This window comes from Pseudomonas sp. AP19, from assembly GCF_001728855.1.
Taxonomy (GTDB): Bacteria; Pseudomonadota; Gammaproteobacteria; order Pseudomonadales; family Pseudomonadaceae; genus Aquipseudomonas; species Aquipseudomonas fluorescens.
Genome location: NZ_LXJP01000051.1, coordinates 37588 through 51017, shown reverse-complemented (window position 1 = coordinate 51017; position 13430 = coordinate 37588). Strand labels below are relative to the sequence as shown.

General features: G+C 60.4%; 13 protein-coding genes. 5 read left to right on the top strand and 8 right to left on the bottom strand.

Annotated features, from left to right (window positions below):
* Positions 1-171 precede the first annotated feature (171 nt).
* Together A7D21_RS26860 and A7D21_RS26855 are read right to left on the bottom strand one after the other, a co-directional pair.
* The gene (locus A7D21_RS26860) at positions 172-462 is read right to left on the bottom strand and encodes a DUF3077 domain-containing protein (RefSeq protein ID WP_069553106.1); all 291 of its coding nucleotides are present in this window, start codon (positions 460-462) and stop codon (positions 172-174) included.
* A 326-nt stretch (positions 463-788) separates the two neighbouring features.
* Positions 789-1736 carry a LysR family transcriptional regulator gene (locus A7D21_RS26855; protein ID WP_069553105.1) on the bottom strand — a complete coding sequence of 316 codons (948 nt, stop codon included), beginning with the start codon at positions 1734-1736 and terminating at the stop codon, positions 789-791.
* 129 nt (positions 1737-1865) lie between these two features.
* On the opposite strand from A7D21_RS26855, the gene A7D21_RS26850 reads away from it, so the two are divergent.
* Complete coding sequence (locus A7D21_RS26850; protein ID WP_069553104.1) at positions 1866-3383, top strand: CoA-acylating methylmalonate-semialdehyde dehydrogenase; 1518 nt, start codon at positions 1866-1868, stop codon at positions 3381-3383.
* Positions 3384-3398: 15 nt separating this feature from the next.
* Complete coding sequence (mmsB, locus tag A7D21_RS26845; protein ID WP_069553103.1) at positions 3399-4286, top strand: 3-hydroxyisobutyrate dehydrogenase; 888 nt, start codon at positions 3399-3401, stop codon at positions 4284-4286.
* Positions 4287-4328: 42 nt separating this feature from the next.
* On the opposite strand, the gene A7D21_RS26840 is transcribed toward mmsB, so the two are convergent.
* A complete protein-coding gene (locus tag A7D21_RS26840) occupies positions 4329-4673 on the bottom strand; it encodes a cupin domain-containing protein (RefSeq protein WP_003230905.1) in 345 nt (114 codons plus the stop codon).
* 387 nt (positions 4674-5060) lie between these two features.
* Between A7D21_RS26840 and kynB the strand changes: the two genes are divergently transcribed.
* Positions 5061-5711 carry an arylformamidase gene (kynB, locus tag A7D21_RS26835; RefSeq protein ID WP_069553102.1) on the top strand — a complete coding sequence of 217 codons (651 nt, stop codon included), beginning with the start codon at positions 5061-5063 and terminating at the stop codon, positions 5709-5711.
* Positions 5708-6565, top strand: a complete 858-nt coding sequence (gene kynA / locus A7D21_RS26830) for a tryptophan 2,3-dioxygenase (protein WP_053257978.1) — start codon at positions 5708-5710, stop codon at positions 6563-6565. The genes kynB and kynA overlap by 4 nt, the downstream gene beginning before the upstream one ends.
* Before the next feature lie 146 nt (positions 6566-6711).
* On the opposite strand, the gene A7D21_RS26825 is transcribed toward kynA, so the two are convergent.
* From A7D21_RS26825 to antA, 4 genes are all read right to left on the bottom strand, one after another.
* Positions 6712-8115, bottom strand: coding sequence for an amino acid permease (locus A7D21_RS26825; protein WP_053257977.1), 1404 nt, complete (start codon positions 8113-8115; stop codon positions 6712-6714).
* Between the two features lie 72 nt (positions 8116-8187).
* Entirely contained in the window at positions 8188-9195 is a 1008-nt protein-coding gene (gene antC / locus A7D21_RS26820) for an anthranilate 1,2-dioxygenase electron transfer component AntC (protein WP_069553101.1), read from the bottom strand.
* Positions 9196-9213: 18 nt separating this feature from the next.
* On the bottom strand, positions 9214-9705 hold the full coding sequence (antB, locus tag A7D21_RS26815) for an anthranilate 1,2-dioxygenase small subunit (protein ID WP_053257975.1): 492 nt from the start codon (positions 9703-9705) through the stop codon (positions 9214-9216).
* Positions 9705-11096 (bottom strand): anthranilate 1,2-dioxygenase large subunit, encoded by a 1392-nt coding sequence (gene antA, locus A7D21_RS26810; RefSeq protein ID WP_069553100.1) that lies wholly within the window; start codon positions 11094-11096, stop codon positions 9705-9707. Before antA ends, antB begins: the two co-directional genes overlap by 1 nt.
* 313 nt (positions 11097-11409) lie before the next feature.
* On the opposite strand from antA, the gene A7D21_RS26805 reads away from it, so the two are divergent.
* Positions 11410-12402: a helix-turn-helix domain-containing protein gene (locus tag A7D21_RS26805; protein ID WP_069553099.1), complete on the top strand. Its 993-nt coding sequence runs from the start codon at positions 11410-11412 to the stop codon at positions 12400-12402.
* A gap of 133 nt (positions 12403-12535) precedes the next feature.
* Here A7D21_RS26805 and A7D21_RS26800 read toward each other — a convergent pair whose 3' ends face one another.
* Positions 12536-13411, bottom strand: coding sequence for a LysR family transcriptional regulator (locus A7D21_RS26800; protein ID WP_053257972.1), 876 nt, complete (start codon positions 13409-13411; stop codon positions 12536-12538).
* Positions 13412-13430: the final 19 nt, after the last annotated feature.

Below are 13430 nucleotides of genomic sequence, written 5' to 3'. Positions count from 1 at the left end.
CTTATCTGTGTCCGACCAGAATTCCGCGCCTGCCACAGCTCAAAAATGTGGGAGCTGGCTTGCTCGCGAAAGCGGTGTATCAGCAGCAGATAAGCTGACTGACCCTCCACCATCGCAGGCAAGCCAGCTCCCATATTTATTTTTGCAGTGTGTGCTCGCTACAGTGTTCGCTTAACTGCCCGGCGTCATCGCCTGCGTCAAGTCATCCACCACGGCCTTGCCCATCTCACACAGGTAATGCGCGGCCCACGCGTATTGCTCGCCGCGCACATCCATAGCGGCTTCCATGGCGAGTTTCTTGGCGTAAAAAAGCAGGGTGGAGGCGTGTTCCAGGGCTTGCTCAATCGGCATGCCGGCATTGACGCGGAACAGGGGTTTTTGGTTTTCGCCGTAGTCGCCGAAGGTGACGACGCCGAGGGTGGTGATGGAGGAAAGCGGTGGATCGGGGACGATTTTGCTCATGACGATTGCTCTCTGCTGAAGTAGAGCCGCCACATCACATCGCTAAACATGAAGAGGGTGGCAGCTGTGTGCAGGTTAGCGATCCGGGTTGAGAGACCCCGGGTAGACTCAAGGTCTCCCGCACACAGCCGCCATAAAACGCTAAAAGCTGGCAAGAACCAGCTAATACTGTTGGAAGCGGTGCCTCATAAAATCCGGATCGCTAAACCCGATCGCTGATGTGCAGCGACCCAGGGAGGCTAGTGACCCAAACGGTAAGGCGCAATAGGGTGGAGAGTCTCTAGGAAACGTCCTGCGATTTAAAGCGAATCGTCGTTGATGGCCCTTTAATCCGCAAACTTGATCTCCCGCGTCTCCCCCATCAGCAACCCCTGATTCTGCTCCGTCACCTCCCTGATGTAATCCCACAACAACGTAATCCGTTTCAACTTGCGCAAATCCTCCCGGCAATACATCCAAAACTGCCGCGTGATCGCAATTCCCTCCCCCAGCACCGGCAACAACCGCGGGTCCTGCGCCGCCAAAAAGCACGGCAATATCGCCATCGACCGGCCTTGCTGCGCCGCCACGTACTGTGCAATCACGCTGGTACTGCGCAGGCTGGCGCTGGCGCCGGGCACCACGTTCGCCAGGTACAGCAGCTCCGAGCTGAACGCCAAGTCATCCACATAGCTGATAAACGGATGCTCGGCCAAGTCTGCCGGGCGGTGGATGGGCGGGTGTTGGTCGAGGTAGTCCTGGGTCGCGTAGAGCTGCAGTTTGTAGTCGCACAGTTTGCAGCACACGTACGGCCCGTGTTCCGGGCGTTCCAGGGCGATAACGATGTCGGCTTCGCGCTTGGACAGGCTGATGAAGTGGGGCAGGGGCAGGATGTCGACCGAGATCGCCGGGTAGGTGTCGACGAAGTGGCTGAGCTGCGGGGTAACAAAAAAGCTGCCGAAACCCTCGGTGCAGCCCATGCGCACATGCCCGGACAGTGCCACGCCGGAGCCGGACACCTGCTCGCAAGCCATGTGCAAGGTGCTTTCGATGGACTCCGCGTAACCCAGCAAACGCTGGCCCTCGGCGGTCAGGACAAAGCCGTTGGTCCGGGATTTTTCGAACAGCAAGGTGCCGAGCGACACTTCCAAAGAACTGATGCGCCGCGACACGGTGGTGTAGTCCACCGCCAGGCGCTTGGCGGCGACGCTGGCCTTGCGGGTGCGGGCCACTTCGAGGAAAAACTTCAGGTCATCCCAGTTCAGGGAGCCCAATGACGTGATGTTTTTTTGCATATTGGACCGGCTTTTATGTGCGTTCTTATTAGAGATTTGCACATCTATACTCCAAAAACAGTCCGAACGCCTCATTTCCAAGGCGATTCACGCGCCTTGTCTCTGCATAACTACAAGATTGGAGACCACATGAACGCTTCTGCCGATATTTCCGTGCAACAGGTCAAGTTGCTGATCAATGGTGAATGGGTCGAGTCCAAGACCACCCACTGGCAAGACATCGTCAACCCGGCCACCCAAGAGGTGCTGGCCAAAGTCCCGTTCGCCACCGCCGATGAAGTCAACGCTGCCATCGACGCCGCCCACAGTGCCTTCCAGACTTGGAAGCTGACCCCGATCGGCGCGCGCATGCGCATCATGCTCAAGCTGCAAGCCCTGATCCGCGAACACTCCAAGCGCATTGCCGTCGTCCTCAGCGCCGAGCAGGGTAAGACCATTGCCGATGCCGAGGGCGATATTTTCCGTGGCCTGGAAGTGGTTGAGCACGCGTGCTCCATCGGCACCTTGCAGATGGGCGAATTCGCTGAAAACGTCGCCGGCGGCGTCGACACCTACACCCTGCGCCAGCCGATCGGCGTGTGCGCCGGCATTACCCCGTTCAACTTCCCGGCGATGATTCCGCTGTGGATGTTCCCGATGGCGATTGCTTGCGGTAACACCTTCGTGCTCAAACCGTCCGAGCAAGACCCGCTGTCGACCATGTTGCTGGTGGAGCTGGCGCTGGAAGCCGGCGTACCGGCTGGCGTGCTCAATGTGGTGCACGGCGGCAAGGACGTGGTGGATGCGCTGTGCACCCATAAAGACATCAAGGCTGTGTCGTTCGTCGGCTCGACGGCTGTCGGCACCCACGTCTACGACCTGGCCGGTAAACACGGCAAGCGCGTGCAATCGATGATGGGCGCCAAGAACCACGCCGTGGTGCTGCCGGACGCCAACCGCGAACACACCTTGAATGCGTTGGTCGGCGCCGGTTTCGGCGCCGCGGGCCAGCGTTGCATGGCCACGTCTGTGGTGGTGCTGGTCGGCGCGGCCAAGCAATGGCTGCCAGACCTGAAAGCACTCGCGCAAAAGCTCAAAGTGAATGCCGGCAGCGAAGCGGGCACCGATGTCGGCCCGGTGATTTCCAAGCGCGCCAAGGCCCGCATCCTGGAGCTGATCGAAAGTGGCGTGAAAGAAGGCGCCAAGCTGGAGCTGGACGGCCGCGACATCAAGGTGCCGGGCTTCGAGCAAGGCAACTTCGTCGGCCCGACGCTGTTTTCGGGCGTAACCACGGACATGCAGATCTACACCCAGGAAATCTTCGGCCCGGTGCTGGTAGTGCTCGAAGTTGCCACCCTCGATGAAGCCATCGCGCTGGTCAATGCCAACCCATTCGGCAACGGCACCGGCCTGTTCACCCAAAGCGGTGCGGCGGCGCGTAAGTTCCAGAGTGAAATCGATGTAGGCCAGGTCGGCATCAACATCCCGATCCCGGTGCCGGTGCCGTTCTTCAGCTTCACCGGTTCGCGTGGCTCCAAGCTTGGCGACCTGGGCCCGTACGGCAAGCAAGTGGTGCAGTTCTACACCCAGACCAAAACCGTGACGAGCCGCTGGTTTGACGACGACACGGTCAACGATGGCGTCAACACCACCATCAACCTGCGCTGATTCCGGGAGACGACCATGAAGATTGCATTTATCGGCTTGGGCAACATGGGTGCGCCCATGGCCCGCAACCTGATCAAGGCCGGCCACGCGCTGAACCTGTTCGACCTGAACCAGACGGTTCTCAAAGAGCTGGCCGAACTCGGCGGCACTGTCAGCGATTCCCCGCGTGATGCGGCTAACGGCGCTGAATTGGTGATTACCATGCTGCCCGCCGCTGCCCACGTGCGCAGTGTGTGGCTGAATGAAGACGGCGTGCTCGCCGGGATCGGCAAGGGCGTACCGGCAGTGGATTGCAGCACCATCGACCCGCAAACCATCCGTGATGTAGCGGCTGCGGCGGCGAAGCAAGGTGTAGCCGTTGCCGACGCCCCCGTTTCCGGCGGCACCGGCGGCGCCAGCGCGGGCACCCTGACGTTCATGGTCGGCGCCACGCCAGAACTGTTCGCCAGCCTGCAACCGGTGTTGGCGCAGATGGGCCGCAACATCGTGCATTGCGGCGACGTCGGCACCGGCCAGATCGCCAAGATCTGCAACAACCTGCTGCTCGGGATCAGCATGGTCGGCGTCAGCGAAGCCATGGCCCTAGGCGATGCGCTGGGCATCGACACTCAAGTGCTGGCGGGGATCATCAACAGCTCCACCGGGCGTTGCTGGAGTTCCGACACCTACAACCCGTGGCCGGGCGTGATTGAAACCGCGCCGTCATCGCGGGGTTACACCGGTGGTTTTGGCGCCGACCTGATGCTCAAGGACCTGGGCCTGGCCACTGAGGCCGCGCGCCAGGCGAAACAACCGGTGATTCTGGGCGCTGTGGCCCAGCAGTTGTATCAATCGATGAGCCAGCGCGGGGAAGGGGGCAAGGATTTCTCGGCGATCATCAACAGCTATCGCAAGCCCGAGTAGAGGAGTGAGCCCGCTTGTTATGGCAAGCGGGCTTTAGATTGCTCACGCAAACACAAAATACTTACGCACCGTCTCAACCACTTCCCACGTCCCCTTCATCCCCGGTTCCACCACAAAGATATCCCCAGCCCGCAAGTGAATCGGCTCCATCCCTTCGGGCGTAATCACGCAGTAGCCTTCCTGGAAATGGCAGTATTCCCACTTCACGTATTCCACGTACCACTTGCCCGGTGTGCAGATCCAGGTGCCCATGATCTTGCTGCCGTCTTCGCTGGTGTAGGCGTTGAGGTTGACGGTGTGCGGGTCGCCTTCGAGTTTTTCCCATTTGCAGGCATCCAGGACCGGCAGAGGGTGGGTGTCGCGCAGTACGGTGATGGGCTTGGACATGATGACTCCGAGGCAGTGAATGCAAAGGTGAACCCTAAGGCCTTGGGCGTTGCGTCAGTGGTCTGAACTCGACATCGGGATGCCCAGAAGCGCAGGCTGGTGCGATTCCTCTGACACCCAGGCCGTCCATGTGGGAGCGGGCTTGTTCGCGAAGGCGTTGGGTCAGCCTAAGTATTCAGTGACTGACACTCTGCCTTCGCGAGCAAGCCCGCTCCCACATTGGATGTTCAGTGTGCGGGCTGCTTTCGCCGGACGAAAGATTTGTGCATGAATCTGCGATTTCCTCGCAGTAAGTACGAAAGAATTCCCGCCTCGCGCTGGAATTAGCAAGAAAATGCACGTCTGGCCCTCGTATCATTCACCCCAGTGACAACCGAGAGCCTTGAAATGAACCCAATAACAACGTGGTGGGATATCAGCCCGCCCTTGAGCGCGGCGACCCCGACCTGGCCGGGGGATACGCCGTTCCAGGAAGAGCGCGTGTGGCAGTTTGGCCCGCAGTGCCCGGTGAATGTGGGGCGCGTGACCTTGTCGCCACACACCGGCGCCCATGTGGACGCGCCGCTGCATTACAGTGCCGACGGTGCGCCGATTGGCGCGGTGTCACTGGACGTCTACATGGGCCCGTGCCGCGTGTTGCATTGCCTGGGCAGCGGCGCGCTGGTGCAGCCGCATCAACTGCAAGGGCGTGTGGATAACTTGCCGGAACGCGTATTGCTGCGTACTTATCCACAAGCGCCGCTGACCGAGTGGGATTCGAATTTCACCGCCATTGCCCCAGCAACCGTCGAGTTGCTCGCCAGCCTGGGCGTGCGCCTGATCGGTATCGACACGCCGTCCCTGGACCCGCAACAGTCCAAGACCATGGATGCCCACAACGCCGTGGCGCGCCACGGCATGGCAATTCTCGAAGGCATCGTGCTCGATGACGTGCCGGAGGGCGATTATGAGTTGATCGCGCTGCCGCTGCGCTTTGCCAACCTGGACGCCAGCCCCGTCCGTGCCATTCTCCGCCCGCTCAAGGAGCCCACGCGATGAGCCAGTGTCCCTTCTCACCTGACTACCAACCGCCGGAAGAATGGCATAACGCCGAACTGAATTTTTCCGAGTCCATGAGCTATGGCGACTACCTGGACCTGGGCAAAGTCCTCAGCGCCCAGCACCCGCTGTCGCCGGACCACAACGAAATGCTCTTTATCATCCAGCACCAGACCTCGGAGCTGTGGATGAAACTGATGCTGCACGAGCTTAAGGCCGCTCGCGAGCACGTGCGTCTGGGCGAGTTGCCGCCGGCGTTCAAAATGCTGGCGCGGGTGTCGCGGATCTTTGATCAACTGGTGCACGCCTGGGCGGTGCTGGCGACGATGACGCCGTCGGAGTACAAGGCGATTCGCCCGTTCCTGGGGCAGTCGTCGGGGTTCCAGTCGTTCCAGTACCGTGAGATCGAATTTATCCTCGGCAATAAAAGCGCGGCGCTGTTGCGCCCCCACGCGCATCGGCCGGCGTTGTTGAACGAGTTGAAAGTGGCGATTGCCACGCCGTCGCTGTATGACGAGGCGATCAATCTGATGGCCAAGGCTGGCTTGGCGATCGACCCCAAGCGCGCCGAACGCGACCCGACGGCGGCGACGGTTCATGATGAATCGGTGGAGGCGGCGTGGCGTGAGGTGTATCGCGACCCGAGCCGGTATTGGGATTTGTATCAGTTGGCTGAGAAGTTTATCGACCTGGAGGACTCGTTCCGCCAGTGGCGCTTCCGGCACGTGACTACGGTGGAGCGCATCATTGGCTTCCAGCCCGGCACCGGTGGCACGGAAGGCGTGGGTTACCTGCGCAAGATGCTCGACACCGTGCTATTCCCCGAACTGTGGCGAGTCCGTTCCACGCTCTAAACAAAAAGCCCCGGATAACCGGGGCTTTCTACATTTGGAATGCCATCAACAAGGTGGGAGGGGGCTTGCTCCCGATGGCAGTGTGTCAGCCAATACATCCGGTCTCTGACATACCGCTATCGGGAGCAAGCCCCCTCCCACAGGGATCACTGTGCATTCACTACAGCGCTACCCTTTTTGATCCGCATCCGGTAGGCAATGTAGATAACCCCCACCCAAATCGGCATCGCATACACCGACTCGCGAATGCCCGGGATGGCCAGCATCACGCTGATGATCATCACCATGAACGCCAGGCATAGGTAGTTGCTGAACGGGAACCAGAAGGTCTTGAACGACGGCACCACGCCTTGCTCGCCCATGGCCTTGCGGAACTTGATATGGGTGAGGCTGATCAGCGCCCAGTTGATCATCAGCGAAGCAACTACCAGCGCGAACAGCAACTCCAGCGCACTGTGCGGCGCGACGTAGTTGACCACCACACACAGCATGGTCACCAACGCCGAGATCGCCAGGGCCCGAATCGGCACGCCTTGTTTGTTCAGTTTCATCAGCGATTTCGGTGCATCGCCTTGCTCGGCCAGGCCGAACAGCATGCGGCTGTTGCAGTACACGCCGCTGTTGTACACCGACAGCGCCGCGGTCAGCACCACGAAGTTGAGGATGTGCGCGGCGGTGTCGTTACCGATCAACGAGAAGATCTGCACAAACGGGCTGCCGCTGTAGGCATCGCCTGACGCGCCGAGGGTTTGCAGCAGTTGGTCCCACGGGTACAACGACAGCAGCACGGTCAGCGCGCCGACGTAGAAAATCAGGATCCGGTACACCACCTGGTTGATCGCTTTGGGGATCACTTTGCGCGGTTCGCTGGCTTCAGCGGCGGTGATACCTACCAGTTCCAGGCCACCGAACGAGAACATGATAAAGGCCATGGACATCAACAACCCCATGCCGCCATTCGGGAAGAACCCGCCGTGGCTCCACAGGTTACTCACCGTGGCTTGCGGGCCGCCGGTGCCGCTGAACAGCAGGTAGCAGCCGAGCACGATCATGCCGACAATCGCCACCACCTTGATGATCGCGAACCAGAACTCGGCTTCACCGAAGAACTTCACGTTCAGGGTGTTGATCAGGTTCACCGCGACAAAGAACACCAGCGCGCTGACCCAGGTCGGAATCTCCGGCCACCAGAACTGGATGTACTTGCCCACCGCCGTCAGTTCGGCCATGCCCACCAGCACGTAAAGTACCCAGTAGTTCCAGCCCGCGAGGAAGCCTGCGTAACCGCCCCAGTATTTGTGCGCGAAGTGGCTGAAGGAACCGGCCACCGGTTCTTCGACGATCATCTCGCCGAGCTGGCGCATGATCAGGAACGCGATGAACCCGGCGATCGCGTAGCCCAGGATCATCGACGGCCCCGCCGACTTGAGCACCCCGGCCGAGCCGAGGAACAAGCCCGTGCCAATCGCCCCTCCCAAGGCGATCAGCTGAATATGCCGGTTCTTCAGGCCACGCTTGAGGCCTACCGGGTTAACCATGTCATCCGCCATTAACATTCCCTTCTACTTGTTTTTCTCAGGGTTGATTGCACGCCGCACCCGCCCCCCAGAACTGCTGAGGGGTCAGATATTACTCTGCGTAAACTTTTCGTAATACAGCTGAACGCCATCAAGTGCCTGATCCGCCAGCCATTGTTGGATGGATTCGACCATTGGCGGGGGGCCGCACACGTACATATCGGCCGATCTGTCCCGCAATTCGGCCAGATCGAAATGTTCGGTGAGGTAGCCGCGCTTGCCCGACCACTCAGGCGACGGGTCGCTGAGCACTTCGGTGTAGCGAAAATTCGCAATGTTCGCGGCGTACGCATGAATGCGCACGGCTTCGCATAAATCCTCGGCCCCGCGCACGCCGTAATACAGGTGCACCGGCTGCGCGCAGCCATTCGCCGCCAATTCGTCGAGCATGCCCAGCAGCGCCGATAACCCGGTGCCACCCGCCACCAACACCAGCGGTTGGCTGACCTGCCTGAGGTAGAACGCCCCCAATGGCGCTTCCATCCGCACTTCATCACCGACCTGGCAACGCTCGCGCAGGTAGTTGCTCATCACCCCATCCGGCAGCAGGCGGACCAGGAACTGCAATTGATTGCCCGGCCGATTGGCGAAGGAATAGGAGCGCCAGCTGTCTGTGCCAGGAACCGACAGGCGGGCGTATTGGCCCGGCAGGAAGTCCAGCGCGGCTTCTAACTGAATGTGCAAAATCGCCGTGCTGGCCGAAACCTGCTGCACCTCGCTCACCGTGCCACGCACCTGTACCGGGCCCGGTGCGTTGCACAGGCTCGAATCAAAATCGAAGTAAAACGTCGCGTCGGATTGCACCCGTGTCTGGCAACTGAGCATTTTGCGCTGTTGCAGGTCGAGGCTGGAGAGGGCTTCTTCGTCGACATAATCCTGGCTGTAATCACCCGACTCGCAACGGCCCTGGCACGTGCCGCACACGCCTTCGCGGCAATCCAGGGGGATTTTTATGCCGTTGCGCAGTGCGGCGTCCAACAGGATTTCATCGGCGCCCACCGGGAAAAACAGGGTCTTGCCGTCGGCAAAACTGAAGGCCACTTTGTGATTCATCTGCAGTGCTCCGGTGCTTTAGAGGTGATAGAAATCCAGCACCGAGTTGATGGTGTCGTTGAGCAGCACCGCGTGTTTGCGGGTGATCAGCCAGCTGTCGCCATGGGGTTTGAGGTGATACGTGGCAGGCCCATAAAACTGCTCCGAAGTCGCCAGTCGGTAGAACAGCGTGTGCCAGTTCAGCTTCACTTCCAGTAACCCGCCCGGCTGCTCGGCAATCCGCACGTTATTGATCAGGTGCAAGGTGCGTGGCATGGGCGTGGCCGACGCCGCCTTGCCGGTACGCAGGCGGAACACGCGGTCTTCAAGGCCCGAGCGGTTGGCGTAATAGATCAGCGACATCTCGCGCTTGGGGTCGCGGGTGTAGACGTGCTCCGAGTCCCATTGCGGCAGGTGGAACTCACTCTGCGGGTCGAACAGCTGCACATAGGCGTCCCAGTCCTGGGCGTCGCACAGTTCGGATTTACGGTAAAAAAACTGCTCGATCTGGTACTGCAATTGCGCATTCATTACTGCACCTCCCGCAGTTTCAGCGCTTGCAGGTCCAGGCCCTTGAGCAGGAACTGCTGCCAGTTGCGGTGCTGGTTGACGTACAAGCCTTCATGGGTGAATTCGGTTCCGGTCATGGCCGGTTGGATGCCAATGGCTTCGCTGTTCGGCGTAGGCCCGGTTGCCCAGCGATGGCTGCCGCGCGAGATATCGCTCCAGCGTTCCAGGCGGCCCTGGAAACCGCGCTGGGCCTCGCGAAACTCCACCAGGTCATCCGGCGTGCCCATGCCGGATACGTTGAAAAAATCCTCGAACTGGCGAATGCGGTTTTCGCGGTCGGCGTCGGACTCGTTCTTCACGCCCAGGCATTGGCTGATAATTTCAGTCTTGTTCCACGCCACCGGGCGGATGATGCGCAGCTGCGAGCTGATCTGGTCGAGGAAGAACAGGCTCGGGTAGATATTCAGGTTGCGCAGGCGGTGCATCATCCATTCGGCCTTTTGCTGGCCATGTTCTTCCACCAGGCGCGGCATGATCGTGGCGTAGCCGGAGCGCACCGTCGGGTTGGGCATGTCGCTGAACAGCAGGCTGTGGCCATTGTTGAAGGCAAACCAGCCGTCATCGGTATTCGCGTCGCCGGCACCGAGCTTGCTGTAATCCAGCGTGGTGCCTGAGCCCGTGCCGTTTTCAGTATTGACCTGCTGGCGATGCTGCACCGTGGCCACGTAGTTGTAGTGCACGGTGCTGACGTGATAACCGTCCAGGCCGTTTTCGTTCTGCAGCTTCCAGTTGCCGTCGTAGGTGTAGGCGGATTTACCCGGCAGCACTTCCAGCTCACCAGTGGCTGACTGCGCGACCATCATGTCGAAGAACACTTTGGCGTCGCCGAGGAACGCTTCGAGGCTGTCTGTGCCATTCACGTCCAGGCTGATGAAAACAAACCCCTTGTAGCTGTCGATGCGGGCCTTTTTCAGGCCGCGGGTGGCTTTATCGAAGCCTTCCGGGTATTCCCCCGGCGCCTTGACCTTCACCAGCCGGCCGTCGCTTTTGTAGCACCAGGCGTGGAACGGGCAGGTGAAGGTGGATTGGTTGCCCTTGCCGACGCGCGTGAGGGTGGTGCCGCGATGCTGGCAGGCGTTGATCAATGCGTTGAGTTTGCCCTCGCCGTCGCGGGTGATGATCATCGGCTGGCGCCCGGCGCGCATTGTCACGAAGTCGTGGTTATGGGCCAGTTCGCTTTCGTGACAGGCGTAGATCCAGTTCTTTTCGAAGATCAGTTCCATCTCCAGGTCGAACAGTTCGGGTTCGGTGAACATGTCCCTGGCGATGCGGAACACTTCATCCGCCGGACGAAAATCCAGGCAGCTTTCGATAAACGCTTTCCACTGCTCGACGCTTCTTGCACCACTCATGGGAGGCACCTTGTTTGATAAGGGCTAATCGGTGGTTTATTAGAGGCAGCGTGGCAGTGCGCGGGCTATCCGCTTAATGGGGTAAGGTGGGCCGGAAAATTGGGCAGCAAATACTCACAACGGTGCAGGGCGGCGGTGCAATGCGCTACTGTCATGCAAGGCAAACGGCGCAAAAGCCTGCCCGTTATCCACATAGTCGACGGTTGCTATCCACCCAGTTGCAAGACGGCCGGCGTGGCTTGGAACTTGCTGTCGATCTACACCGACGCGCCGCCAGAGCGCGCAACAGCCTAACCGCCGTGGGTGCACCCTGATGAGTAGCCATACACGCGATATCCATATTCAACGCTTCGACCTGGAGGGCGCCTGCAGCTGGATGTCCGGCATCTGCGGGCCGCATCGCCTGGCGACGGCGACGCCCGAGCGCTTGCGCTTTCACCACAGTGCCAATGTGTTCAAGTCCCGCGCCACCACCTTGGGCGTGATCGAATACGGCACTGATGTGACCATCGACATCGAAGACGCCGAGCATTTCAGCAGTTACAGCCTGAGCCTGCCGCTGGTGGGCGAGCAGGAGTTGAGCAAGAACGGTGTGAGCCTGAGCTCCAATTGCGATCAAGGGGTGATCATTTCGCCCAACGAGCATCAGGTGCTGGCTATTTCCGGTGATTGCCGCAAGTTGCAGGTGGTCATTACGCGCGCGGCGATGAGCGAATCCCTTGAGGGCTTGTTGCAGCGGCCGATTGAAGCGCCGCTGCGGTTTGAGTCTGTGATGGATGCGGTGGACGGTGCTTCGGCGTCGTGGTGGCGCATGGCGCGGTATTTCATCGCCGAGCTTGAACGCAGCAGCGAGTTGTATGAGCAGGCGGCGTTTACCCGCGATCTGGAAAGCTCGCTGATCAAGGGCCTGATCCTCGCCCAGCCGAACAACTACTCCGAAGAACTGCGCGACGTACTCGGCGTGAAGCTGCCGCATTACTTGATTCGCGCGCGGCAGTACATCCACGACAACGCCCGTGAAGCCGTGCATCTGGAAGACCTGGAAACCGCTGCCGGGGTATCGCGGTTCAAGTTGTTCGATGCGTTTCGCAAATACTTTGCCTTGTCGCCCATGGCGTACTTGAAGAAACACCGGTTGGGCGCGGTGCGCCAGGACATCCTCGAACACGGCTCTACGCGTACCATTTCCGAAATCGCCCTGGGGTGGGGGTTTACGCACTTGGGCCGGTTCTCGGCGGAATACCGCAAGCTGTTTGACGAGTCGCCCAGCCAGACCTTACAGCGCAAGCGCCTGCGCAGCCTTTGAAGACAATGAGGATCAAACTGTGGGAGCTGGCTTGCCTGCGATGGCGGTGGGCCAATCAGCAAAGATGCCAACTGATCCACCGCTATCGCAGGCAAGCCAGCTCCCACATTGGATATCCAGTGTTTGGGCGATATCAGATCAGCTCTTCCACCAATTGCAGGCAATGACTCAGCCCCGGCGACTGATCATTCACCCGGCGGCTGAGAATGATCGGCGAGGTCGCGGTGGTTTCCACAATCGGCGTGTAGCCGATATCCGCGCGGTGCAGCACCTGCACCGAGGCCGGTACCAGGGTCACGCCCATGCCCGCGCCGACCAGCCCGATAGCGGTCTGCAACTCGTTGGTCCACTGCGCCACCTGGAGGCTCAAGCCGTGGGCGTCGAACAGCGCAATCACATGGTCGGCATAGCTGGGGCGCGGGTTGCCGGGGTAGAGCACAAAGGGTTCGGCGGCCAACTGGGCGAGGCTGGCGGGGGCACCGAGCAACCGGTGGCCGGCCGGCAGCACCGCCACCAGTCGGTCCTCAACCAGCACGCGCTGGACGATGGCCGGGTCGTCGATGCGAATACGCCCGAAGCCCACGTCGATACGCCCGGCCTTGAGCGCTTCGACCTGCTGCAAGGTGGTCATCTCCGAGAGCCCCAATTCCAGCTCCAGCGCTTCATGGTTGCGCAGCCGTCGAATCAACTCCGGCAGCACGCCGTACAACGTCGATGGCGCGAAGCCGATGCCCAGCCAGGTCTTCTCGCCCTGGCCGATGCGCCGGGTGTTGTCGCAGACCTTGCCCAGTTGTTCCAGCAGCACATTGGCGTGCTCATAGAAAAACCGCCCGGCCTCGGTCAGCCGCAGCGGTCGGCCGCGTTCCAGCAAAATCACCCCCAATTCATCTTCCAATTGCTGGATCTGCCGGCTCAACGGCGGCTGGGCGATGTGCAGGCGTTCGGCGGCGCGGGTGAAGTTGAGGGTTTCACCCAGCACCTGGAAATAGCGCAGATGACGCAGTTCCATCACGGCTCCTTTCATACCT

What these genes read in the sequence shown, in the direction of transcription:
- A7D21_RS26855 (WP_069553105.1), bottom strand. Translation starts at nt 1,736, where the DNA reads ATGCAAAAAAACATCACGTCATTGGGCTCCCTGAACTGGGATGACCTG.
- A7D21_RS26840 (WP_003230905.1), bottom strand. Translation starts at nt 4,673, where the DNA reads ATGTCCAAGCCCATCACCGTACTGCGCGACACCCACCCTCTGCCGGTC.
- kynA (WP_053257978.1), top strand. Translation starts at nt 5,708, where the DNA reads ATGAGCCAGTGTCCCTTCTCACCTGACTACCAACCGCCGGAAGAATGG.
- A7D21_RS26850 (WP_069553104.1), top strand. Translation starts at nt 1,866, where the DNA reads ATGAACGCTTCTGCCGATATTTCCGTGCAACAGGTCAAGTTGCTGATC.
- antA (WP_069553100.1), bottom strand. Translation starts at nt 11,096, where the DNA reads ATGAGTGGTGCAAGAAGCGTCGAGCAGTGGAAAGCGTTTATCGAAAGC.
- A7D21_RS26825 (WP_053257977.1), bottom strand. Translation starts at nt 8,115, where the DNA reads ATGGCGGATGACATGGTTAACCCGGTAGGCCTCAAGCGTGGCCTGAAG.
- A7D21_RS26860 (WP_069553106.1), bottom strand. Translation starts at nt 462, where the DNA reads ATGAGCAAAATCGTCCCCGATCCACCGCTTTCCTCCATCACCACCCTC.
- mmsB (WP_069553103.1), top strand. Translation starts at nt 3,399, where the DNA reads ATGAAGATTGCATTTATCGGCTTGGGCAACATGGGTGCGCCCATGGCC.
- kynB (WP_069553102.1), top strand. Translation starts at nt 5,061, where the DNA reads ATGAACCCAATAACAACGTGGTGGGATATCAGCCCGCCCTTGAGCGCG.
- antC (WP_069553101.1), bottom strand. Translation starts at nt 9,195, where the DNA reads ATGAATCACAAAGTGGCCTTCAGTTTTGCCGACGGCAAGACCCTGTTT.
- A7D21_RS26800 (WP_053257972.1), bottom strand. Translation starts at nt 13,411, where the DNA reads ATGGAACTGCGTCATCTGCGCTATTTCCAGGTGCTGGGTGAAACCCTC.
- A7D21_RS26805 (WP_069553099.1), top strand. Translation starts at nt 11,410, where the DNA reads ATGAGTAGCCATACACGCGATATCCATATTCAACGCTTCGACCTGGAG.
- antB (WP_053257975.1), bottom strand. Translation starts at nt 9,705, where the DNA reads ATGAATGCGCAATTGCAGTACCAGATCGAGCAGTTTTTTTACCGTAAA.